Source organism: Ruegeria sp. CF4, from assembly GCF_056537345.1.
Genome location: NZ_JBQFRJ010000007.1, coordinates 154,959 through 175,277, shown reverse-complemented (window position 1 = coordinate 175,277; position 20,319 = coordinate 154,959). Strand labels below are relative to the sequence as shown.

Annotated in this window: 19 protein-coding genes; 8 read left to right on the top strand and 11 right to left on the bottom strand. The window is 56.6% G+C overall.

What is annotated here, in order from left to right:
• Positions 1-20: 20 nt before the first annotated feature.
• The 5 genes from rpoB to ACR0NF_RS15660 form a co-directional block, all read right to left on the bottom strand.
• Positions 21-4,157 (bottom strand): DNA-directed RNA polymerase subunit beta, encoded by a 4,137-nt coding sequence (rpoB, locus tag ACR0NF_RS15680; protein WP_480667883.1) that lies wholly within the window; start codon positions 4,155-4,157, stop codon positions 21-23.
• A 250-nt stretch (positions 4,158-4,407) separates the two neighbouring features.
• Complete coding sequence (gene rplL / locus ACR0NF_RS15675) at positions 4,408-4,782, bottom strand: 50S ribosomal protein L7/L12 (protein ID WP_155142436.1); 375 nt, start codon at positions 4,780-4,782, stop codon at positions 4,408-4,410.
• A gap of 79 nt (positions 4,783-4,861) precedes the next feature.
• Positions 4,862-5,380, bottom strand: a complete 519-nt coding sequence (gene rplJ / locus ACR0NF_RS15670; protein WP_010441181.1) for a 50S ribosomal protein L10 — start codon at positions 5,378-5,380, stop codon at positions 4,862-4,864.
• Between the two features lie 705 nt (positions 5,381-6,085).
• Positions 6,086-7,315: a glycosyltransferase gene (locus ACR0NF_RS15665; RefSeq protein ID WP_480778556.1), complete on the bottom strand. Its 1,230-nt coding sequence runs from the start codon at positions 7,313-7,315 to the stop codon at positions 6,086-6,088.
• 60 nt (positions 7,316-7,375) lie between these two features.
• Entirely contained in the window at positions 7,376-8,179 is an 804-nt protein-coding gene (locus ACR0NF_RS15660) for an SDR family NAD(P)-dependent oxidoreductase (RefSeq protein ID WP_480778555.1), read from the bottom strand.
• Between the two features lie 190 nt (positions 8,180-8,369).
• Here ACR0NF_RS15660 and ACR0NF_RS15655 point away from each other — a divergent pair, with 190 nt between their 5' ends.
• The 7 genes from ACR0NF_RS15655 to ACR0NF_RS15625 are packed head-to-tail and all read left to right on the top strand — an operon-like array spanning position 8,370 to position 13,943.
• Positions 8,370-9,074, top strand: a complete 705-nt coding sequence (locus ACR0NF_RS15655) for a transaldolase (RefSeq protein ID WP_480778554.1) — start codon at positions 8,370-8,372, stop codon at positions 9,072-9,074.
• On the top strand, positions 9,071-10,006 hold the full coding sequence (locus ACR0NF_RS15650) for an NAD-dependent epimerase/dehydratase family protein (protein WP_480778553.1): 936 nt from the start codon (positions 9,071-9,073) through the stop codon (positions 10,004-10,006). The genes ACR0NF_RS15655 and ACR0NF_RS15650 overlap by 4 nt, the downstream gene beginning before the upstream one ends.
• Positions 10,007-10,011: 5 nt before the next feature.
• On the top strand, positions 10,012-10,740 hold the full coding sequence (locus ACR0NF_RS15645) for a nucleotidyltransferase family protein (protein ID WP_480471815.1): 729 nt from the start codon (positions 10,012-10,014) through the stop codon (positions 10,738-10,740).
• On the top strand, positions 10,737-11,762 hold the full coding sequence (locus ACR0NF_RS15640; protein WP_480471814.1) for a GHMP family kinase ATP-binding protein: 1,026 nt from the start codon (positions 10,737-10,739) through the stop codon (positions 11,760-11,762). The genes ACR0NF_RS15645 and ACR0NF_RS15640 overlap by 4 nt, the downstream gene beginning before the upstream one ends.
• A gap of 9 nt (positions 11,763-11,771) precedes the next feature.
• Entirely contained in the window at positions 11,772-12,812 is a 1,041-nt protein-coding gene (locus ACR0NF_RS15635; RefSeq protein ID WP_480471813.1) for a Gfo/Idh/MocA family protein, read from the top strand.
• Positions 12,809-13,336 carry a D-glycero-alpha-D-manno-heptose-1,7-bisphosphate 7-phosphatase gene (locus ACR0NF_RS15630; RefSeq protein ID WP_480471812.1) on the top strand — a complete coding sequence of 176 codons (528 nt, stop codon included), beginning with the start codon at positions 12,809-12,811 and terminating at the stop codon, positions 13,334-13,336. The genes ACR0NF_RS15635 and ACR0NF_RS15630 overlap by 4 nt, the downstream gene beginning before the upstream one ends.
• 16 nt (positions 13,337-13,352) lie before the next feature.
• Complete coding sequence (locus ACR0NF_RS15625; protein ID WP_480471811.1) at positions 13,353-13,943, top strand: SIS domain-containing protein; 591 nt, start codon at positions 13,353-13,355, stop codon at positions 13,941-13,943.
• 193 nt (positions 13,944-14,136) lie between these two features.
• On the opposite strand, the gene rplA is transcribed toward ACR0NF_RS15625, so the two are convergent.
• Both rplA and rplK read right to left on the bottom strand, forming a co-directional pair.
• Positions 14,137-14,835 (bottom strand): 50S ribosomal protein L1, encoded by a 699-nt coding sequence (gene rplA / locus ACR0NF_RS15620; RefSeq protein WP_171119843.1) that lies wholly within the window; start codon positions 14,833-14,835, stop codon positions 14,137-14,139.
• Between the two features lies 1 nt (position 14,836).
• Entirely contained in the window at positions 14,837-15,286 is a 450-nt protein-coding gene (rplK, locus tag ACR0NF_RS15615) for a 50S ribosomal protein L11 (protein ID WP_037314971.1), read from the bottom strand.
• Positions 15,287-15,668: 382 nt separating this feature from the next.
• On the opposite strand from rplK, the gene ACR0NF_RS15610 reads away from it, so the two are divergent.
• Positions 15,669-16,886 carry a peptidoglycan-binding domain-containing protein gene (locus ACR0NF_RS15610; protein WP_480778552.1) on the top strand — a complete coding sequence of 406 codons (1,218 nt, stop codon included), beginning with the start codon at positions 15,669-15,671 and terminating at the stop codon, positions 16,884-16,886.
• Between the two features lie 99 nt (positions 16,887-16,985).
• Here the strand turns inward: ACR0NF_RS15610 and nusG are convergent, their stop codons facing one another.
• From nusG to ACR0NF_RS15590, 4 genes are all read right to left on the bottom strand, one after another.
• Complete coding sequence (gene nusG / locus ACR0NF_RS15605) at positions 16,986-17,519, bottom strand: transcription termination/antitermination protein NusG (RefSeq protein WP_039539910.1); 534 nt, start codon at positions 17,517-17,519, stop codon at positions 16,986-16,988.
• A 191-nt stretch (positions 17,520-17,710) separates the two neighbouring features.
• On the bottom strand, positions 17,711-17,908 hold the full coding sequence (secE, locus tag ACR0NF_RS15600) for a preprotein translocase subunit SecE (protein ID WP_171124314.1): 198 nt from the start codon (positions 17,906-17,908) through the stop codon (positions 17,711-17,713).
• A gap of 66 nt (positions 17,909-17,974) precedes the next feature.
• The gene (ccoS, locus tag ACR0NF_RS15595) at positions 17,975-18,133 is read right to left on the bottom strand and encodes a cbb3-type cytochrome oxidase assembly protein CcoS (protein ID WP_424831576.1); all 159 of its coding nucleotides are present in this window, start codon (positions 18,131-18,133) and stop codon (positions 17,975-17,977) included.
• A gap of 4 nt (positions 18,134-18,137) precedes the next feature.
• Positions 18,138-20,315, bottom strand: coding sequence for a heavy metal translocating P-type ATPase (locus ACR0NF_RS15590; protein ID WP_480778551.1), 2,178 nt, complete (start codon positions 20,313-20,315; stop codon positions 18,138-18,140).
• Positions 20,316-20,319: the final 4 nt, after the last annotated feature.

Below are 20,319 nucleotides of genomic sequence, written 5' to 3'. Positions count from 1 at the left end.
CGGGAGAAAGGGCAAGGCCCTTACTCCTCAACCTCCGCATCCAGGAGTTCCATATTCAGGCCGAGGCCACGGACTTCTTTAACCAGAACGTTGAACGATTCCGGTACGCCCGCTTCAAAGTTATCCTCGCCCTTGACGATCGACTCATAGACCTTGGTCCGGCCGGCGACGTCATCCGATTTCACGGTGAGCATCTCCTGCAGGGTGTAGGCGGCGCCGTAAGCTTCCAGAGCCCAGACTTCCATCTCACCAAAGCGCTGACCACCGAACTGCGCCTTACCACCCAGCGGCTGCTGGGTCACCAGGCTGTATGGCCCGGTCGAACGCGCGTGGATCTTGTCATCCACTAGGTGGTGCAGTTTCAGCAGGTACTTGATGCCCACGGTCACCGGACGTGCAAATTGCTCACCGGTGCGACCGTCGAACAGAACCGACTGACCGCTTTCCGAGAAGCCCGCACGCACTAGCGCGTCGTTGACATCCGCCTCTTTGGCACCGTCGAAGACCGGGGTTGCGATCGGAACACCACGGGTCACGTTGCCCGCAGCCTCGATCAGGCCATCCTCGTCTAGACCGGTGATGCCTTCTTCGTAGACATTCTCGCCATAGGCCAGCTTCATCGCTTCGCGCACCGGGGTCAGATCGCCGGACCGGCGGTATTCACCCAGAGCGTCGTCGATGTTCAGACCCAGACCGCGTGCGGCCCAACCCATGTGTGTTTCAAGGATCTGACCAACGTTCATACGCGAAGGCACACCCAGCGGGTTCAGACAGAAGTCAACCGGCGTACCATCGGCCAGGAACGGCATGTCTTCCATCGGAACAACCTTGGAGATCACACCTTTGTTCCCGTGACGACCGGCCATCTTATCACCCGGCTGCAGCTTACGCTTCACGGCGATGAAGACTTTGACCATCTTCATCACACCCGGCGGCAGGTCGTCGCCACGGCGGACTTTCTCGACCTTGTCCTCGAACCGGGCATCCAGAGCGCGCTTCTGAACTTCGTACTGCTCGTTCAGAGCTTCGACGATCTGTGCGTCCTGCTCACCTTCCAGTGCCAGCTGCCACCATTGACCACGGGTCAGGGTTTCCAGCAACTCCTCGGTGATCACCGACCCCGGCTTGACGCCTTTCGGGCCTTTAACAGCGGTTTTACCCAGGATCAGGCCTTGCAGACGCGCATAGATGTTGCGGTCAAGGATCGCCAACTCGTCGTCCCGGTCACGGGCCAGACGTTCGACTTCCTCACGCTCGATCTGCAGCGCACGCTCGTCTTTTTCGACGCCGTGACGGTTGAAAACGCGGACCTCAACGACCGTACCGTAATCGCCCGGCTTCACGCGCAGCGATGTATCGCGCACGTCAGATGCTTTCTCACCAAAGATGGCGCGCAGCAGCTTTTCTTCCGGCGTCATCGGGCTTTCACCCTTCGGAGTGATCTTACCGACCAGAATATCGCCCGGCTCAACATCCGCACCGATGTAGACGATGCCCGCCTCGTCAAGGTTACGCAGCGCTTCTTCACCGACGTTCGGAATGTCGCGAGTGATCTCTTCCGGGCCCAGCTTGGTGTCACGGGCGGCGACTTCAAACTCCTCGATATGGACCGAGGTAAAGACGTCATCGCGCGCGATACGTTCCGAGATCAGGATCGAGTCTTCGTAGTTGTAGCCGTTCCAAGGCATGAACGCGACGACCACGTTCTTACCCAGAGCCAGTTCACCCATATCGGTCGACGGACCATCGGCAATAACCTCGCCCTTCTGGACGGTGTCACCTACCTTGATCAGCGGACGCTGGTTGATGCAGGTGTTCTGGTTCGAACGCTGGAATTTGCGCAGACGATAGATGTCAACGCCAGCGTCGCCCAGTTCCAGATCCTCGGTGGCGCGGATAACGATACGCTGGGCATCAACCTGGTCGATGATACCGGCGCGTTTCGCCTGGATCGCAGCACCCGAGTCGATGGCAACCTTTTCCTCGATCCCGGTACCAACCAGCGGTGCCTCGGCGCGCAGCAGCGGAACCGCCTGACGTTGCATGTTCGAGCCCATCAGAGCGCGGTTGGCGTCGTCATTCTCAAGGAACGGGATCAGCGATGCAGCTACTGATACCAGCTGTTTCGGCGACACGTCGATCAGATCCACATTCTCGCGCGGGGCAAGCGTGTAGTCACCGGCCTGACGGGTCGAAACCAAATCGTTGATGAACTTGCCATCGGCATCCAGTGTCGCGTTCGCCTGCGCCACCGTGTGACGCATTTCCTCGGTCGCGGACATGTAGTGAACCTCATCGGTCACCTCAGCGTCTTTGACAACGCGGTAGGGTGTTTCGATGAAGCCATACTTGTTCACGCGGGCAAAGGTGGCCAGCGAGTTGATCAGACCGATGTTCGGACCTTCCGGCGTTTCAATCGGGCACATCCGGCCATAGTGGGTCGGGTGCACGTCGCGCACCTCAAAGCCCGCGCGCTCACGTGTCAGACCACCGGGGCCAAGCGCCGAGAGACGGCGTTTGTGGGTGACTTCCGACAGCGGGTTGGTCTGGTCCATGAACTGCGACAGCTGCGACGAGCCAAAGAATTCGCGAACAGCGGCGGCGGCCGGCTTCGCGTTGATCAGATCCTGAGGCATGACGGTGTCGATCTCGACAGACGACATACGCTCTTTGATCGCGCGCTCCATGCGCAGCAGACCGACGCGGTACTGGTTTTCCATCAGTTCGCCGACCGAACGGACACGACGGTTGCCGAGGTGGTCGATATCGTCCACGTCGCCTTTGCCGTCACGCAGTTCAACCAGTGCCTTGATACAAGCCACGATGTCTTCGCGGCGCAGGGTGCGCAGGGTGTCCGGCGCATCCAGAGCCAGACGCATGTTCATCTTCACACGGCCAACGGCGGACAGGTCATAGCGCTCGCTGTCGAAGAACAGGGTGTCGAACAGAGCCGACGCAGCCTCGACGGTGGGCGGCTCGCCTGGGCGCATGACGCGGTAGATGTCCATCAGCGCGCTTTCACGGTTCAGGTTTTTGTCCTGAGCCATGGTGTTGCGCATGTAGGGGCCGACATTGACGTTGTCGATGTCCAGAACCGGAATATCGGTGATGCCCGCATCCATCAGGTCCTTGACGGTGCCACCAATCAGGTCGCCGTCTTTGTCATATTCCAAGGTCAGCTCATCACCGGCTTCGACATAGATCGCGCCGTTTTCCTCGTTGATGATGTCCTTGGCAACGTACTTGCCGACGATGTTGTCGAACGGAACCAGCAGGTCGGTGACGTTGCCTTCGTCGATCAGCTTCTTGACCGCGCGCGGGGTAACTTTCTTGCCCGCTTCGGCAATCACTTCACCGGATTTCGCGTCGATCAGATCGTAAGTCGGACGGGTGCCGCGCACACGCTCGGGGAAGAAGGGCGTGACCCAGCCTTTCTTCTTGTCCAGCTTGTAGGACACGGTGTTGTAATACGCGTCCATGATCGCTTCCTGATCCAAACCCAGCGCATAGAGCAGGGTCGTCACAGGCAGCTTGCGGCGACGGTCGATACGGGCGAACACGATGTCCTTGGCGTCGAACTCAAAGTCCAGCCAGCTGCCGCGATACGGGATGATGCGGCAGGCAAACAGCAGCTTGCCCGAGGAATGGGTTTTGCCCTTGTCGTGGTCAAAGAACACACCGGGCGAGCGGTGCATCTGGCTGACGATCACACGCTCGGTGCCGTTCACGATGAACGTACCGTTCGGCGTCATCAGGGGCATGTCGCCCATGAACACGTCCTGTTCTTTGATGTCTTTGACCGATTTCGCGCCGGTGTCCTCATCGACATCAAACACGATCAGACGCAGAGTGACCTTGAGCGGCGCGCTGTAGGTCATATCGCGCTGCATACACTCTTCGACGTCGTATTTGGGTTTTTCCAGATCGTATTTCACGAACTCCAAAACGGAGGTTTCGTTGAAATCCTTGATCGGGAAAACCGACTGGAACACACCTTTGATGCCTTCGCCGTCTGTGGGCTGCTCTGCATCGCCGGAGCGCAGGAAAAGATCATAAGAAGATTTCTGCACCTCGATGAGGTTCGGCATCTCCAGCACTTCGCGGATTTTGCCGTAATATTTACGAAGACGTTTCTGGCCAAGGAACGTTTGAGCCATGTCAGATGTCACCTTTCGATGTTCTCAGCGGGCAAAGACACCGTCGGGCCCCGGCATCTTGCACAATCGAGACGACACGTCCGGATCAATTCATGGCCACCGTCCCGAAGGCAGCCTCCCGATCCGAAAACCGTGTCTTAGAAAACGCCCCAGATATTGAGGCCCTTTCTAAGACAGGTTCGGCTGGACCCGGATTTCTCCGGACCCAGCCAAATTTTTCGGCGCATCAGCGATGCACCAGAGACTAAGCTTAGGCCAGCTCGACTTCGGCGCCAGCTGCTTCCAGCTTGCCTTTGATGTCTTCTGCTTCTGCTTTGTCCACGCCTTCTTTGATCTTGCCGCCGGCTTCGACCAGTTCCTTGGCTTCTTTCAGGCCCAGGCCGGTGATGCCGCGAACTTCTTTGATGACGTTGATTTTCGATGCGCCGGCGTTCTTCAGAACGACGTCGAATTCGGTTTTTTCTTCCTCAGCTGCGCCACCGGCGTCGCCACCAGCTGCAACCATTACGGCGCCGCCAGCTGCGGGCTCGATGCCGTATTCGTCTTTGAGGATGGTTTTCAGTTCTTGTGCTTCCAGCAGGGTCAGACCCACGATGCTTTCTGCGAGTGCTTTCAGATCAGCCATTTTATCAGCTCTTTCCGTTTACAGTGTGTGTTCCAACGTCAGGGGATTTCCCCTACGCAGATCATTCAGTGCCAACCGCTTACGCAGCTTCCGCCTTCTCTTCGATGGTGGAAAGGATGCTTGCGATGTTGCTTGCAGGTGCGCCAATCGCGCCGGCGATGTTCGAAGCAGGTGCGCCAATGCAGCCCACGATCGAAGCAATAAGCTCTTCACGAGACGGCATTTTCGAAACTGTTTCGACGCCTTTGCGGTCCAGAGCGTTCTCGCCCATAGCACCGCCGAGGATCTCAAAATTCTTGTTATCCTTGGCGAAGTCCTCGGCCACCTTGGCTGCTGCCACGGGGTCCTCGGAATAGGTCAGAACGGTCATCCCTGTCAGCAGGTCGGCCATGCTTTCACACGGCTTACCCTCAAGGGCGATTTTGGCGAGCCTGTTCTTGGCAACACGCACGGCACCACCCGCGTCACGAGCACGTGCGCGAAGGTCCTGCATCTCGGCAACTGTCAGACCGGCGTAGTGCGATACCACTACGACGCCAGAGCTTTCGAAGATTTGGCCGAGTTCCTCGACCACTTTCTCTTTCTGGGCTCTATCCACAGTTCTCTCCAAGTTTGGGGCGATCACTCACCCCGGCTCATATTTGCCGAAGGCAAGCCTCCGGCGTTCAGGTCCGTTGTTACGGGATTGGCCAAAATGCGCCCGAGGATCGTGACCCTCAGAATTCTTTGGTCTTACCCGTCTCAGGCAGGGAATTAAGGGGCCGTATGGCACCACCCACCGTCTTGGACGAAACAAAATAAAGCGCACGACGAATCGCACGCTTTATTCCGTGGCTTTACTTAGGACAGATGTGCGGGATTTCCAAGGGGTAAAATGGTGCGATCAGCCACTCATGCTCTACTTTTGAACAGCTTGCAATTTACCACACCCGTCTAGCTGATAACGGGTTATCCGAATACACATACATGCGGCACCTCACAGCGACATTCGCGGTTTGAACCGGATGCTACGCCAAGATACAGTGACTACTCCGGATTTCGCTAAATTAGGCGAAAAACTGATGGTGCAGGTCGATAAGCCGTAGGTTAATTGCCCAGTGAGAACCGATTGAATGCATGAAGTTTGACGGTCAATTGCTCATTAGGTTCTAATGTGAATGTGGCAGCAATGATGTGTGCTCTCGGCAGAGGAACAATACTCGATGCTAACTGGTTTCACCCAAACAAATGTTTCGGTTGACCGTCCTTATTTTGCGAACTCTCGGGGCTCCTCGAAAAGAAAAGAGCCCCACCCAAAAGACTGTTAGCGCGATGCTGCCGGGCGCGCTGAGTTTTGGATAAGCAAGCTATCAATGTGTTCCATTCGTCGGGCAAAGCTCTTTTCGAATGTGTGTTCAGCGGCGTAACTTCTTCCTGTGTCTGACCAAAACTTGATGCGGTCTCGGTTTCTATGGGCAAGCGCCACTTCTTGCGCAAGCGCTGTGGCATCCCCAATGGGGACGATGCAACCAGCGTCCACTCTCGCCAGCAGCCCATTCAGTGCCTCGTTGTCAAAACCCAATATCGGGGTGCCGTTGCCTAAAGCTTCCATGTAGGCGCCTGCCGGGTCTCCCTGCACGTGCGGGCAGACCCAGATATCGACTTCGCGCTGCATGAATGGAGTAAGCTCTTTATAGTAATCCACAAATCCGTGGAACGTAAGAATGTCGTCAAGACCCATGGCAGCAGTTTCCGCCCTTAGATCGTCGAGCAGGACACCGTCGCCAAATACATCAAATGTAAACGGGACACCCGTTTTTCGAATTTCTTGTGCAATTTTGGGAATATGGTGGGCACCTTTCATTCTATTGATCCGCCCTGACCAGGCAAGCCTAAGTGGCTCTTCTGATGTCAGACGAGCATGACGTGCGTCTTGCTTGTCTTCGCCAACCAGCATTTCATCGCCCAAACGACCATCAAAAAACAGCATGGCATGGTCATTAATCCGCCTATAGGCGTCAAAAGTTGGAGTTCCGTTGCATTGTACTCCGGCCGCGATGCGTATGGCGGCTTGCTGTCGTCTCTCAAGGTTTCGTTCCCAGATCGTGCGCCGCAATCTTTTAATTGGGTTGCTGGTTTCCGCATGAACAATCTGCAATCTGGTGCGTAGGGAATACTCGCTGCCATAAACAACGGGCACGCCCAATTCTTGCCCCCAGCGTGAAAGATGAGTGGCGCGGTAACCGATACCCGCAACTGCAGCGGTCATGCTTGAAAGCGCTTGTCGCGCTTCGTCGCTTTCAAAATCCGCAACAACCAGATCAAAGGGCAAATCGGCTTGATCGACTTCAACGTTATCACCGCCCAGCAATCGATCGACATCTTCGTGCAAACGGGCTTCCGGAGCGGGCTCACAGACGCAGGTCAGCGGGCCGCTCCAGTGCCTCCCATGTGCCTCCATGCCGCTGATCTGACGACCCGCGAGAACAAATTTTCCGTTGGCGCGCTTGATCGCTAACACATTAGAAAACACACCAAATCGTCTTGAAGACATAAAATTACCCGAAGAAATAGCGTTGCACGCGGGCGAGGCTAGCGATCGACGAATTAAGAATCAAGCAGAGGTATAATCCACACGCCTCAGTCTTCCGTCATTGGGCCCAAGATCGAATCCAACATAGTCTCGATACTTCTCAAGCACGTGGATCAACCGACCGCATAGTGGCGTTGCCTGGTCGCTGGCCAGAAACTGGCAAAGCTCGGCGGCAAGATCAGGGGACACTCCGGCGCGACCGCCCGCGATATCGCCTGCCTCTTTGGCCTCTTCGGGAACCCGATCTTCATTTTCCAGAACTTCACGGGTCATTGCCGTTGCAACTGCGCCCGGTGCAAGGGCAAACAAGCGAATTTTCGACCCCTCCGCCTCCAGCTCCATTTGGGCGGTCTCGACCAAACGGAGTACCCCGGTCTTACTGACACCGTATGCCGCAAAACCCGCACGGGGCGCGGTAGAGCCGCCGCCTGAAAACTGTATCAGGACTCCGTTGTCGACTGGCCGCATGACCCGCAGCGATTCGCGAATGACATTGACGGCACCGATCAGATTGATTCTGATCGTCGCTGCAACCGCTTCCGGGTCTGTTTCCCAAATGGGGCCAATTGCGCCACGACCGCCCTGAATTGCCGCTGTGTTGATTACAATGTCAGGTTGTCCCGAAGTGGCCAGCACCGCCCGGACAGCCGCCGTATCAGTAATATCGCACACCTGCCCTTTGGCTCCGATTGCTCTGGCGGTGGTTGCGACCTCTTCTGGATTTCGGGCAGAAATTACAACATTATCCCCAATTTCTGCGAAGGTTTTGGCTACCGTCGCACCGATGCCACGTGCACCTCCAAAAACCACTACACTCCGTGACATTTGCCCCTCCGGTTAGTCAAAGACCTGCTAAAATTCTCTATAAAGAGCTATCTTTACAAGAAGTGATAAGCTAGGTCTTTAACCTGTCTAGAGCCTCTCGGGTGACGACTTTTTGTTATTCAGTTGTAATAAGAGTTGGTTTCCCGGTCAGTGAATTGATGTGTAACGGTTAACCATTTGGGATTTTACTATGGAATTGACGATTAAACTCTATGCCGATGGTGCAGATATCAATGATATGCTTGAAGCCAAGGCAAGCGGGAAGGTTTCGGGATTTACGACCAACCCGACACTTATGAAGAAGGCTGGGATTACGGACTACGCCTCTTTCGCCAAAGACGTATTAAACAAGATCACAGACGCGCCCATTTCGTTCGAAGTGTTTTCAGATGATCTGCCTGAGATGGAGCGTCAAGCGCGCCTGATCGACAGTTGGGGCGACAATGTCTATGTCAAGATTCCGGTGACAAACACAAAGGGTGAATTCACCGGCCCAATTCTCAAATGCCTCAGCGCTGATGGGGTGAAGCTGAACGTCACCGCAATTTTTACCCTTGAGCAGGTCAATGACGTGCTGCAGTCGTTGAGTCCCGAGACCCCCAGTGTGATCTCGATTTTTGCCGGGCGTATTGCCAACGCGGGCATTGACCCGATGCCGGTAATGAAAGCTGCTGTCGCTATGGCTGCTCGCTATCCTGCCGCCGAGGTTCTTTGGGCAAGTCCACGGGAAGCGCTGAACATTATTCAGGCGCAGGAGACTGGGTGTCATATCATCACCATCACTCCGGATTTGATTAAGGCGACCGGAACTTTTGGCAAGGATCTGGCTGAATACTCGCTTGAGACTGTGCAGATGTTCTATGACGACGCGACTGCGGCCGGATACACATTGTGAACAAACCACGTATTGTTATTACAGGTGTTGCCGGCTTTGTCGGCAGCAATCTGGCGGATTACCTGCTGAGCAAAGGATATCATGTCGTCGGCATCGATAATCTTGCCTATGGCCTGAAGAGCCAGATACCGGACGATTGTACGTTTCACGAGATCGATATACGTGATCCGCAATTGATTGACGTGATACAAGCAGGCGATGTGATTTTCCACCTTGCTGCCAAAAATTGTATTGCGGACTGCCAGGACGACCCGGTGGAGACGGCATCAATCAACGTGGCCGGCTCGGTCAATGTTTTTGAAGCGGCACGGCTGAAGAAAGCGGCGAAGGTAATCTACGCTGAAAGCTCAGCCTTGTATGAAGGATCGCAGGTACTTCCGACGCCCGAGGAAGAACTGCATCCCAAAAGTTTCTATGCCATTTCAAAGGCGGCCTCGATGGCATTCGCTGACGCCTATTCGGAATATCATGGCGTTGCGACGACCGCGCTCCGCTATTTTTGCGTTTATGGCCCGAAGCAGGACTATAGACGGTCGATCCCACCGGTTATGAGTGCCTTTATTATGCGATTGGCCGAGGGGAAGGCACCAACAATATTTGGAACAGGTGGAAAGCGCCGGGATTTCATCCACGTGGACGACGTAAACCGCTTTCACGAGCTGTGCATTACAGATCAGCGAACCAATGGCCAAGTCTACAATCTGGGCGCCGGCGAAAACTATTCCGTGCGCGATATATACGATCACGTTGCCGCTTTGATGGGCAAGGATTATCCGCCCGAACACAAGCCTGATCTGCCGGGTGAGGCTGAAGAGACGCTTGCCGATATCTCCCGCGCACGCGGGCTTGGTTGGAGGCCGCAGATAGGGCTTGATGCTGGCCTCAAGACCATGATCGACTATCTGGCCAAAGAAGGGTTGATCCGTCTGTGACCCTGATGCCCAAAGCCCTTGTCCTGGCCGCCGGGAAGAGCACGCGGATCGAACCGATCTCGGGTGGGCGTCCAAAACCGTTGTTGCAAATTGGCGGCGACGCGATTTTGGCACGTAACTTGCGCTGGCTCGCACGTGAAGGCGTGAAAGAGGTATTCATCAATCTTCACCATCGCCCCGAAGACATAACTGCCTTTGTCGGTGACGGACAGCAATTCAGCCTCTCGGTCTCATATTCGCATGAGCCTGAAATACGGGGTACAGCGGGCGCCGCAAAGCAGATTGGCGATAAATTCGGCGGTCGCTTTCTGGTGGTCTACGGCGACAACCTGCTTAATACCGACCTGAAGGCGCTGCTGGAAAAACACGAAGCAACTGGTGCGATCGCTACAGTTGCGGTCTTTGACCGCAACGTCCACCCTCATACCGGCATTGCCGGGGGTAGAGTCGCGGTGGATGATGCAGGCCGAATAGTGGAATTCGTCGAAGGCGCCGGCGATGAAATTTCTTCGCTCGTCAACGCAGGTATCTACGTGTTGGAACCGTGCGTGCTCGAAACAATTCCGTCTGCAAGCTTTTTTGATTTCGGGAAAGATGTATTTCCAGCGCTGTTGGCAGAAAATCAATCTGTCTATGCAGCGCCAGTTTCCGGCTATTGCCTGGGCATTGATACGCCCGAGTCTTTTTCCACTGCCGAAGATCTTGTTCAATCTGGAAAGGTCATTTTGTCATGATAATCACGCGTACACCGTTTCGAGTCACTTTGGGCGGCGGCGGTACAGATCTGCCATCATATTATGAGAAGGATGGCGGCTTCATCTTTGCCATGTGCCTGAATAAGTACATGTATGTCTGTGTGAACCGGCAAGTCGTAGATACCAAGGTCAGAATAAACTACACGCAGGCCGAAGAGGTCGATAACGCACGAGATTTGAAACATGAACTGGCGCGCGAAGCCCTCTTGCGCCATGGCTTCGATGAGCGGATTGAGATTTCGTCGCTCGCCGACATCCCGGCAGGCACCGGTGTGGGATCGTCCAGCTGCTATCTTGTCGGGCTCCTGACAGCGCTGCGCGCTCAAAAACGCGACTTTGTATCGATCCAGGAGGTTGCGGAAGAGGCCTGCGATATCGAACTCAATGTTCTCAACAAGGGTATTGGGAAGCAGGACCAGTATATGGCTGCCTTTGGTGGTCTAACACAACTCGACATCGCAAAAGACGGCACCGTCAAGGTTACAGAAGTTGATCTCGGTGAATCCGCGCTCGCCGACCTGACGGGCAATACGCATATCTACTATACCGGCACACGACGCGGTGCCGAAGCGGTGCTGAAAGATCAAGACGAAGCAATGAAAAAAGTTGCCCCCAAGGCGAGCGGGGGTGGTGGATCAAATCAGGTTCAGAACAGTCTCGATGCGATCAAGGATCTTGGCTATCGAATTCTGGATCAGATCAAATCGCAGGAATTCGACGAATTCGGCTTGTCGCTGCACGAGCATTGGATGAACAAACGGCGGATGTCTTCAAAGATTTCCTCTGATGGCTGGGACCAGCTCTACGACGAAGTGCGCGCCGACTACAATGTCTTGGGGGGCAAGATCATCGGGGCAGGAGGTGGTGGCTTTTTGATGCTTTATTGCGCCAAAAATCCCGCAAAGCTCGAGGCGTATATGGCCGCGCGTGGAATGCCACGCATCCAATACGGCATCGATTTCGACGGCTCGACGACAGTCGCAAATATACGCGGTCGTTAAGGTGCGGACATGGCGGAACTGGATGGAACCTTAGGCGTAGCAGTCATCGGATGTGGTCTGATCGGCAAACGTCGGGCGGACGTGGCCGCGCGACATCCTAAAACGCGACTTGTGGCCGTTGCGGATGTTTTCGAAACGACCGCTCAGGAACTGGCCGCCGAACACCACGCCGAGGCTTTCACGAATTGGCGCGACGCGATCGCAGCGCAAGGCGTAGATATTGTTTGCGTGGCAACACCCAATGCGGGGCTGTCCGAGATTTCCGTGGTAGCGCTGGAAGCTGGGTGTCATGTGCTGGTGGAAAAGCCGATGGGCAGAAACCTGTCCGAGGCGCTTGCAATGCAGAAAGCGGCTGAGGCCACTGGACGGCGACTGAAGATCGGGTTCAACCATCGCTATCACCCTGCCCTGACCGAGGCACATCGCAGGATGACTGACGGAGTGATCGGCGACATTATCCATATTCGCGCCCGCTATGGCCATGGTGGGCGTCCAGGCTACGAAAAGGAATGGCGCGGAAATCGTGAAATGGCCGGTGGCGGAGAGTTGACGGATCAAGGCGTCCATATCATCGACTTGATTCACTGGTTCATGAAGGCAGAGCCAAACTCGGCCTACGGATGCCTTCAGACCGCAGTTTGGCCTTTGGGCGACCTCGAAGACAATGGTTTTGCCCTTTTGCGATGGCAGGACGGGCGGATTGCCAGTTTTCACACCGCCTGGACGCAATGGAAGAACCTGTTCTCTTTCGAGGTTTTTGGCACCTTGGGCTCCCTTGTGATCGAAGGGTTGGGGCGCAGCTATGGGACTGAGACGCTGACTCAAGCGATCCGCAGGCCTGAAGGCGGTGTACCGGATATGGAAACCCTCTCGTATGAAGGTGCTGACGAAAGTTGGGATTTGGAATGGCAGGATTTCCTGTCGGGAATCCAAACGGGAAATCCAATCTGGGGGGATTTCGCTGAAGGTGTCGGCGTCATGCGAACTTTGAAAGCGATATATGAGTCGTCCGAGACAGACATTCCGGTACAGCTGGAGAAGGTTTCGTGAAACGACCGGCGCTGTTCTTCGATCGCGATGGCGTTCTGAACGAAGTCGTCTCGCGTGATGGTGGTTGGTATTCGCCGCGCACCCTAGACGACTTTCGGCTTTCCGATGGGTTGTCTGAGGTCGCAGACCGGTTGCATTCACGTGAATTCCCAGTGCTCGTTGTCAGCAATCAACCCGATGTTGCCCGCGGAAAACTGACTGAAGATACCTTGGGCGAGATGAACGCAAGGATCGAGGCCGTGCTTGGCCCCGATCAGATATATTGCTGTACCCATGATGACGCGGACAATTGCAATTGCCGAAAGCCGAAAGCCGGTGCTTTTCTTGCCCTAGCAGACAAATGGCAGATCGACCTGGGTCGCAGTGTTTTGATCGGTGATACCGCCAAGGATATGCTGGCAGGAACCGCCGCCGGAATGACCACTATTCTGATTCATACCTCTTACAACAACGGGGTCGAGGCTGACCACCACGCGGACACATTGTTGGGGGCCGTAGATATCGCCCTCGACACGATCACATAGCAGAAAGGACTGTTTCATGGACGCAATTGACGAATTTTTTAAGAATGCTTCTGACATCATCGCAACGCTTGATCGAAAGACCTGCGCTGACATGGTCGATCTGATTGTGCAGGTGCGTGCGCGAGGCGGGCGGTTGTTTTTTGTCGGATCGGGTGGTGGCGCAGGTCATGCCAGTCACGCGGTCAACGATTTCCGAAAGATTGCTGGAATCGAATGCTATACGCCAACCGATAATGTTTCCGAGCTAACGGCACGGATTAACGATGACGGCTGGGACAGTTCTTACGCCAACTGGCTCAAAGTCAGCCGAATTCGCAAAGAGGACGCTGTTTTTGTGTTCTCCGTAGGCGGCGGTAGCAAGGAAAAGAATATCTCTATGAACCTTGTTGAAGCCATGCAACTTGCCAAGGACGTTGGCGCTTCGGTCATGGGCGTTGTCGGTCGAGACGGCGGGTATGCAGCCGAGGTGGGTGATGCCGTTCTGGTAATCCCGAGTTTAGGGGATGTCACCGCTCAGGTAGAGAGCTTTCAGGCCGTGGTCTGGCATATGCTGGTCTCACATCCAAAGGTGCTGATGAACGAGATGAAGTGGGAATCCGTTGAATAGCCAATCTGGGATTAGCGATCGGATTACTGACGACATGGGTTCAGTTAGCTTGTTTGTCTAATGGCAATTAACGAGACCCAGTGTTGTTTCGACGAGTTGGTCCGAGCGATGATGACTTTCGATCGAAGATAAGAAAAAGTCCCGGGCAGTTCACACCACTCGGGACCAATTCTTTGTAGTTCTGCGCTCGGGCTTATTCGCCGGATGCTTCCGCAACATCGACGGTCACGCCAGGGCCCATGGTCGAGCTCAGCGCGATCTTCTTCATATAGGTGCCTTTGGCGCCCGAGGGCTTGGCCTTGGCCACAGCCGAGACGAAAGCGCGGACGTTTTCGGCCAGCTTGGCTTCGTCAAACGACGCTTTGCCAACACCTGCGTGCACGACGCCGCCTTTTTCCGCCTTGAACTGAACTTCACCGCCCTTGGCTGCTTCCACGGCCGCTTTCACGTCCATGGTCACGGTGCCAACTTTGGGGTTCGGCATCAGGTTGCGGGGGCCCAGAACTTTACCCAGACGGCCAACGATCGGCATCATGTCCGGGGTGGCAATGCAGCGATCGAATTCGATGGTGCCGCCCTGAATGGTCTCCATCAGATCCTCTGCGCCAACGATATCTGCGCCTGCTTCTTTCGCTTCATCAGCTTTGGGGCCACGAGCAAATACAGCAACGCGCATCGCTTTGCCGGTGCCGTTCGGCAGGCCGACAACGCCGCGAACCATCTGGTCTGCGTGACGGGTGTCAACGCCCAGGTTCAGAGCGATCTCGATGGTCTCGTCGAATTTCGAGGTTGCATTGGCTTTGACCAGGGCAACTGCTTCGTCTACCGACAGGTTTTCCTTGCCAGCGACAGCTTCGCGCGCAGCGCGGGTACGTTTACCGAGTTTTGCCATCTTACTTCACCTCGATGCCCATGGAGCGGGCCGAGCCCAGGATGATCTGCATTGCGCCTTCGACGTCGTTGGCGTTCAGATCTTTCATTTTGGCTTCGGCGATTTCACGAACCTGCTTCGAAGTCACGGTTGCCACGGTCTCACGACCAGGGTTTTCCGCGCCACGGGGACGGTTACGCTTGCCAACCGGCTTCAGGCCTGCCGCTTTTTTCAGGTAGTAAGACGCGGGCGGCGTCTTGATGTCCATGGTGAAGGACTTGTCCTGATAATAGGTGATCACGGTCGGGCAAGGTGCGCCTTGCTCCATGTCTGCGGTCTTGGCGTTGAACGCTTTGCAGAATTCCATGATGTTGATGCCGCGCTGACCCAGCGCCGGACCAACTGGCGGCGACGGGTTCGCCTGACCTGCAGGAACCTGCAGCTTCATTGTACCAGCAAGCTTCTTGGCCATTTGGTTTTCCTTTCAACTTAGATGAGACGCGTCTCACCCAGATTATGTTGCGTGGTCCGATGCGGGATCGCGATCCCGGCAATCTCCCACGAGAGAATCTCGCCCGAAGACGATAGAGGCGGCATTTAAAGGGGAATGCGAGGGTTGGCAAGGGGCTGGCCCGCTCGAATGTCGCGCAATCGAATCGAGCACTCGCGGATTTCATTCAACTCACCAACTGCAGAGCGCAATAGACAAGGAAATACAAGCTACGGACAAACCAACAAGGCCCAGAAATACCTGGATAAGTCGGTGAGTTGGGCAACTCTCGGCCTTTGTCTCACATTAACACTTGTGGCTGTGCTATAGTCTTTGGAAATGGATTGGTTAGTGGAGGTTAACTATGATCATTCGTATATTGATAACACTGGGCATCGTGATTTCTTTTGCAACATCCACACCTCAGACCGCACGTGCAGACGCAGGCGAAATCCTGGGCGGCGCAGTTGTTGGTGGCGTCATCGGTTATGCCATTGGTAAAGAGCAAGGCAAGAAACAGCAGGCTCGGACGACAACCACACGAACCTACCGGTCAGGCATCCCGTCCACCACCCAAGGAGCCCAGACACAGACGGCGCTCAATTACTTTGGATACAATGCTGGTCGTGTCGACGGGCAGGTCGGTCGCGGAACCCGCTCGGCAATCGAGCGGTATCAGGCATCCATGGGCTATCCTGTGAATGGCTATGATTTCCAGCCTTATCAGTATGACTTCCTGCAGCAGGCATATTACTGGGCAACAAGCGGTGGACAGGCAGCCACCCAGCTTTCGGGCCAGCCGCTTTTGATGGAATACCGCCGACAGGTACAATCAGGGTCTTCACTGGCTGCGGTGCCTCAGGCTCCGGCACAAGCGATACCGGTTATCAAGCCCCAGACGGCTGAGCCGGAAGCGAGCACTGCCGAAACAACGTCTGCAAGTCTGCCAAGCCTGTTTTCTGGTGGTGCCGGGGGTCCGTCGCTGGCCAATCGCTGTAGCGGGGTCATGCTGCAAACCTCGACCAATGGCGGCTATACGACTTTGTCGAACATGTCCGATCCTGACTTTGCGCTCAGCGAACAGTTTTGCCTTGCCCGCAGCTATGCGATGGCGCGCGGCGAAGATCTGATGCAGGACATCCAGGGGCTGACGCCGGATCAGGTGAGCGCCCAGTGCGCCTCTTACGGTGAGATGTTGGCACCACAAGTTGATGCCCTGTCCATCAGTTCAAAAACTGAGGCTGAAACTCAGGTTCGCAAACTGGCATTGGATTCAGGGCTGAGCCCCACTGATCTTGCCGCGACAAGCAAGGTCTGCCTGGCGATGGGATACCGACAGGACAACATGGACACCGCCGTTGGCTCTGCGCTGATGCTGGTTGCTATGGGGGAACCGGCCTACGGAGAACTGATTGGGCACCACCTGCGCGAAGGTTTTGGTGTGCAGGAACGCCGCGACCTTGCGATGCAGTGGTATGATGCGAGCCTGTCCGCACTGGACGCCGGATCGCAAGCTGTCTTCCTGCCATCCCAGACCGACCGTCCGCAGCTCTTGCGCGCGGCGATGACGCAATCGCAATAAGGCGGTAAGCGAAACAGTATCGCCGTCTTCATATCGGAATCAGAAACGCCGCGGCGCATGTTGCATCGCGGCGTTGTAGTTTTTTGCAGCAAAGCTTGATCAGCTCTGTTTGGTCACCTGCGTGAAGTCCAACTCGACCGGTGTTTCCCTACCGAAGATCGAGACCGAGACCTTCAGCTTCTGGTTCTCGTCGTCCACGCCTTCGACCATACCGTCGAAATCTTCGAACGGGCCGTCGTTGACCTTGACCTTCTCGCCGACCTCAAAGGTGATCATCAGCTTCGGCGCTTCTTCACCTTCCTGAACGCGGTTGAGGATCTGGTTCACTTCGGCGTCACGCATCGGCATCGGGCGGCCCTGCGGGCCCAGGAAGCCGGTTACGCGGTTGATCGAGTTGATCAGGTGATAGCCCTGATCCGACATTTCCATATGCACCAGCACGTAGCCCGGCATGAAGCGGCGCTCGGTGGTGACTTTCTTGCCCCGGCGCACTTCGATCACCTCTTCGGTGGGCACCAGAACCTCGTCGATATCGTCCTCAAGGCCCTGTTCAGCCACCGACGTGCGGATCTGTTCTGCGATCTTCTTTTCGAAATTCGAAAGAACGCTGACCGAGTACCACCGTTTCGCCATGAACCTGTCGTCCTTGTTTGCCTTCGGGCCGCGGCTAAGCGCACCCCTCGTTAAAATCCAATTGCGTCACCCGGAATAAAAAGCGGCGCGCAGCCCGATTCGCCGCACGCCCATTCCGAATAGTCATGTCACCTACTCTGACACGCCGTGCTGTGCAAGGGGGCAGTGGCGTTTCCGCCTACCTAACCGGCTTAGCCGAAGGCGCCCAGGATCAGTTGCAACCCGCCGCGAATGCCCAGATCGACCAATGCAAAGAACACAGCCGTCAGCGCCGCCATGATGAACACCATGACCGTGGTCAACAGAACCTCACGGCGCGTCGGCCAGACGACCTTTGCGACTTCGGCACGGACCTGCTGAATGAACTGGATCGGGTTTGTGGTGGCCATGAGGCGTATCTCTCTGCTAGCGGATGGGCCGGACATAACCGGGCATTGCGGCAATTTCAAGGGCGGTCAGGGCTTGGGCTTGTCGTCCCATTCGTCGCTCAGGATGCGGCGCGAGTCGCCCTCGGGGTCGTCATACTGGTTGGATCGGACAGTATAGATGAACGCGACCAGCCCAACACCGCCCAAAAGCAGTGAAATCGGAATGAGATAAGCCAGAACTTCCATCGTATTACCTCAGCCGCAATGCATTCAGGGACACAGTGATCGACGAGGTCGACATCGCCAGCGCCGCGATCAGCGGTGTTGCGAGGCCCACAACGGCCAGAGGCACCGCGATCACATTGTAGACGGTAGCGATGCGGAAGTTCTCGCGAATCCGTTTGGTCGCCTTTATGGCCGTATCGCAGGCATCCGATATCGGTGACAGGTCATTGCCCAGCAGCACGATATCCGACGCCACCCGCGCCGCGTCCAGCGCTGACGCAGGAGAGATCGAGACATGTGCCGCCGCCAGCGCTGCCGTATCGTTCAACCCGTCGCCGACCATCAAGACGCGATGGCCCTGATCGCACAACGCTTGCACCTTGGCGGCTTTGTCCTCGGGTAAGGCTTGGGCAATCCAGGTTTCGATGCCCAGTTTATCTGCCAGCACTTCAACGGCCCCTTTGGTGTCGCCCGAGATCAGGATGACCTCTTTGCCCGCTTTGCGGAAGGCGGCGACGGCCTCAGCCGCACCGGCGCGCAGGCTGTCCGTGAACGTAAAACGCTGGGGCGTGTGCGATCCGATGGCCAGCCATGCAGAGGTCTGCGCGCCGTCCTCGCCACCGACCCAGGCGGCGCGGCCCAACCGGACGCGCTGATCCCGATAGAGGCCCTCGGTGCCATAGCCCGGCACTTCGACCACATCGCGCAGGGTGGCAGGTTTGATCCCGGCCTCACGCGCGGCCTTGGCAACGGCAAGCGACAAGGGATGCGAGGAGGCCTCGGCCAGGGCCAGAGCCACTTCCAGATCGGCGCGGGAATGGTCACCCAGATTGGTCAGCTCGGGTGTGCCCGAGGTCAGCGTACCGGTTTTGTCAAAGACGACCGTGTCGACCTCGGCCAAACGCTCCAGCGCCGTGGCATGTTTGATCAGCATCCCGCTGCGGAACAGCCGACCGGAGGCGGCAGTTGTCACCGCCGGAACCGCAAGGCCAAGCGCACAGGGGCAGGTGATGATCAGAACCGCTGCGGCGATGTTCAGCGCCGTACGGACATCGCCGGAATAGATGTACCAGCCCAGAAAGCTGAGCGCCGACAGGATGTGCACACCCGGCGCGTATAGCTTGGCCGCCTTGTCGGCCAGCGATGTGTACCGCGACCGACCCGATTCAGCGATGGCCACCAGATCGGCCATCCGATGCAGCGAAGTATCCTCACCCACCGCCGTCGCACGGATGGTCAGAGGTCCGGTCAGGTTGACCTCACCAGCGCTGACCGCCAGCCCTTCCTGCGCGAATACAGGGAGGGTTTCCCCGGTCAGCAGGGAGCGGTCGAGTTCGGACTGACCCGAGACAATCTCTCCATCCACTGGCATCCGACCGCCGGGCCGGACAAGGATCAGGTCGCCGACATTCAGAGAGGAAACTGCGATCTCTTCCTCAGCGCCATCCACCAGACGGGTGGCGCGTGGCACCTCCAACGCGGTCAGTTCTTCAGCCGCGGAGCGGGCAACGGCGCGGGTGCGGTAATCCAGATACCGCCCGGCGAGCAGAAAGAAGGTCAGCGTCAGGGCGGCGTCAAAATAGGCGTGCTTGCCGCTAAGCGCGGTTTCCCAGAGCGAAGTGACCAGCGCCAGCAGGATGGCCAGCACGATCGGCACGTCCATGTTCAGGCGACGCACACGCAGGGCGCTCCAGGCGTTGGCAAAGAATGGCTGGGCCGAGAATGCAATCGCAGGCAACGCAATGGCCGCCGAAATCCAGTGGAACATGTCCCGAGTCGCATCACTTGCGCCGGACCAAACCGATACCGACAGCAGCATCACGTTCATCGACGCAAACCCGGCCACGGCCAGCCGCATCAGCAGATCACGACCTGCCTTGTCAGATTGCGTGGCCGACAACGCTCCGGGGTCAAGCTCATGCGCTTCATAGCCCGCGCGTTCCAGCACCGGGATCAGGTCGACGGCACGCATGTCCGGAGCGGCTTTGATCATGGCGCGTTTGAGCGTCAGGTTGACCCGCGCGTCCAAGACGCCGGGATGGGCGTTCAATTCCCGCTCAACCGTCGCAATACAGGCCGAGCAGTGAATCCCCGGTAGCGACAGCGCGATCTGCGCGTCCTTGGGCGCCGCACGCGCTGGCTCGGCCGGGGCTGCGAGGCAGCCCGGACAAGCCGCTGTACCGGTTGGGGCCTGTGCGGTCATCCCA

What these genes read in the sequence shown, in the direction of transcription:
- rplA (WP_171119843.1), bottom strand. Translation starts at nt 14,835, where the DNA reads ATGGCAAAACTCGGTAAACGTACCCGCGCTGCGCGCGAAGCTGTCGCT.
- rplL (WP_155142436.1), bottom strand. Translation starts at nt 4,782, where the DNA reads ATGGCTGATCTGAAAGCACTCGCAGAAAGCATCGTGGGTCTGACCCTG.
- ACR0NF_RS15665 (WP_480778556.1), bottom strand. Translation starts at nt 7,315, where the DNA reads ATGTCTTCAAGACGATTTGGTGTGTTTTCTAATGTGTTAGCGATCAAG.
- ccoS (WP_424831576.1), bottom strand. Translation starts at nt 18,133, where the DNA reads ATGGAAGTTCTGGCTTATCTCATTCCGATTTCACTGCTTTTGGGCGGT.
- nusG (WP_039539910.1), bottom strand. Translation starts at nt 17,519, where the DNA reads ATGGCGAAACGGTGGTACTCGGTCAGCGTTCTTTCGAATTTCGAAAAG.
- secE (WP_171124314.1), bottom strand. Translation starts at nt 17,908, where the DNA reads ATGGCCACCACAAACCCGATCCAGTTCATTCAGCAGGTCCGTGCCGAA.
- ACR0NF_RS15610 (WP_480778552.1), top strand. Translation starts at nt 15,669, where the DNA reads ATGATCATTCGTATATTGATAACACTGGGCATCGTGATTTCTTTTGCA.
- ACR0NF_RS15655 (WP_480778554.1), top strand. Translation starts at nt 8,370, where the DNA reads ATGGAATTGACGATTAAACTCTATGCCGATGGTGCAGATATCAATGAT.
- ACR0NF_RS15635 (WP_480471813.1), top strand. Translation starts at nt 11,772, where the DNA reads ATGGCGGAACTGGATGGAACCTTAGGCGTAGCAGTCATCGGATGTGGT.
- ACR0NF_RS15590 (WP_480778551.1), bottom strand. Translation starts at nt 20,315, where the DNA reads ATGACCGCACAGGCCCCAACCGGTACAGCGGCTTGTCCGGGCTGCCTC.
- ACR0NF_RS15645 (WP_480471815.1), top strand. Translation starts at nt 10,012, where the DNA reads ATGCCCAAAGCCCTTGTCCTGGCCGCCGGGAAGAGCACGCGGATCGAA.
- ACR0NF_RS15640 (WP_480471814.1), top strand. Translation starts at nt 10,737, where the DNA reads ATGATAATCACGCGTACACCGTTTCGAGTCACTTTGGGCGGCGGCGGT.
- rpoB (WP_480667883.1), bottom strand. Translation starts at nt 4,157, where the DNA reads ATGGCTCAAACGTTCCTTGGCCAGAAACGTCTTCGTAAATATTACGGC.
- ACR0NF_RS15625 (WP_480471811.1), top strand. Translation starts at nt 13,353, where the DNA reads ATGGACGCAATTGACGAATTTTTTAAGAATGCTTCTGACATCATCGCA.
- ACR0NF_RS15660 (WP_480778555.1), bottom strand. Translation starts at nt 8,179, where the DNA reads ATGTCACGGAGTGTAGTGGTTTTTGGAGGTGCACGTGGCATCGGTGCG.
- rplK (WP_037314971.1), bottom strand. Translation starts at nt 15,286, where the DNA reads ATGGCCAAGAAGCTTGCTGGTACAATGAAGCTGCAGGTTCCTGCAGGT.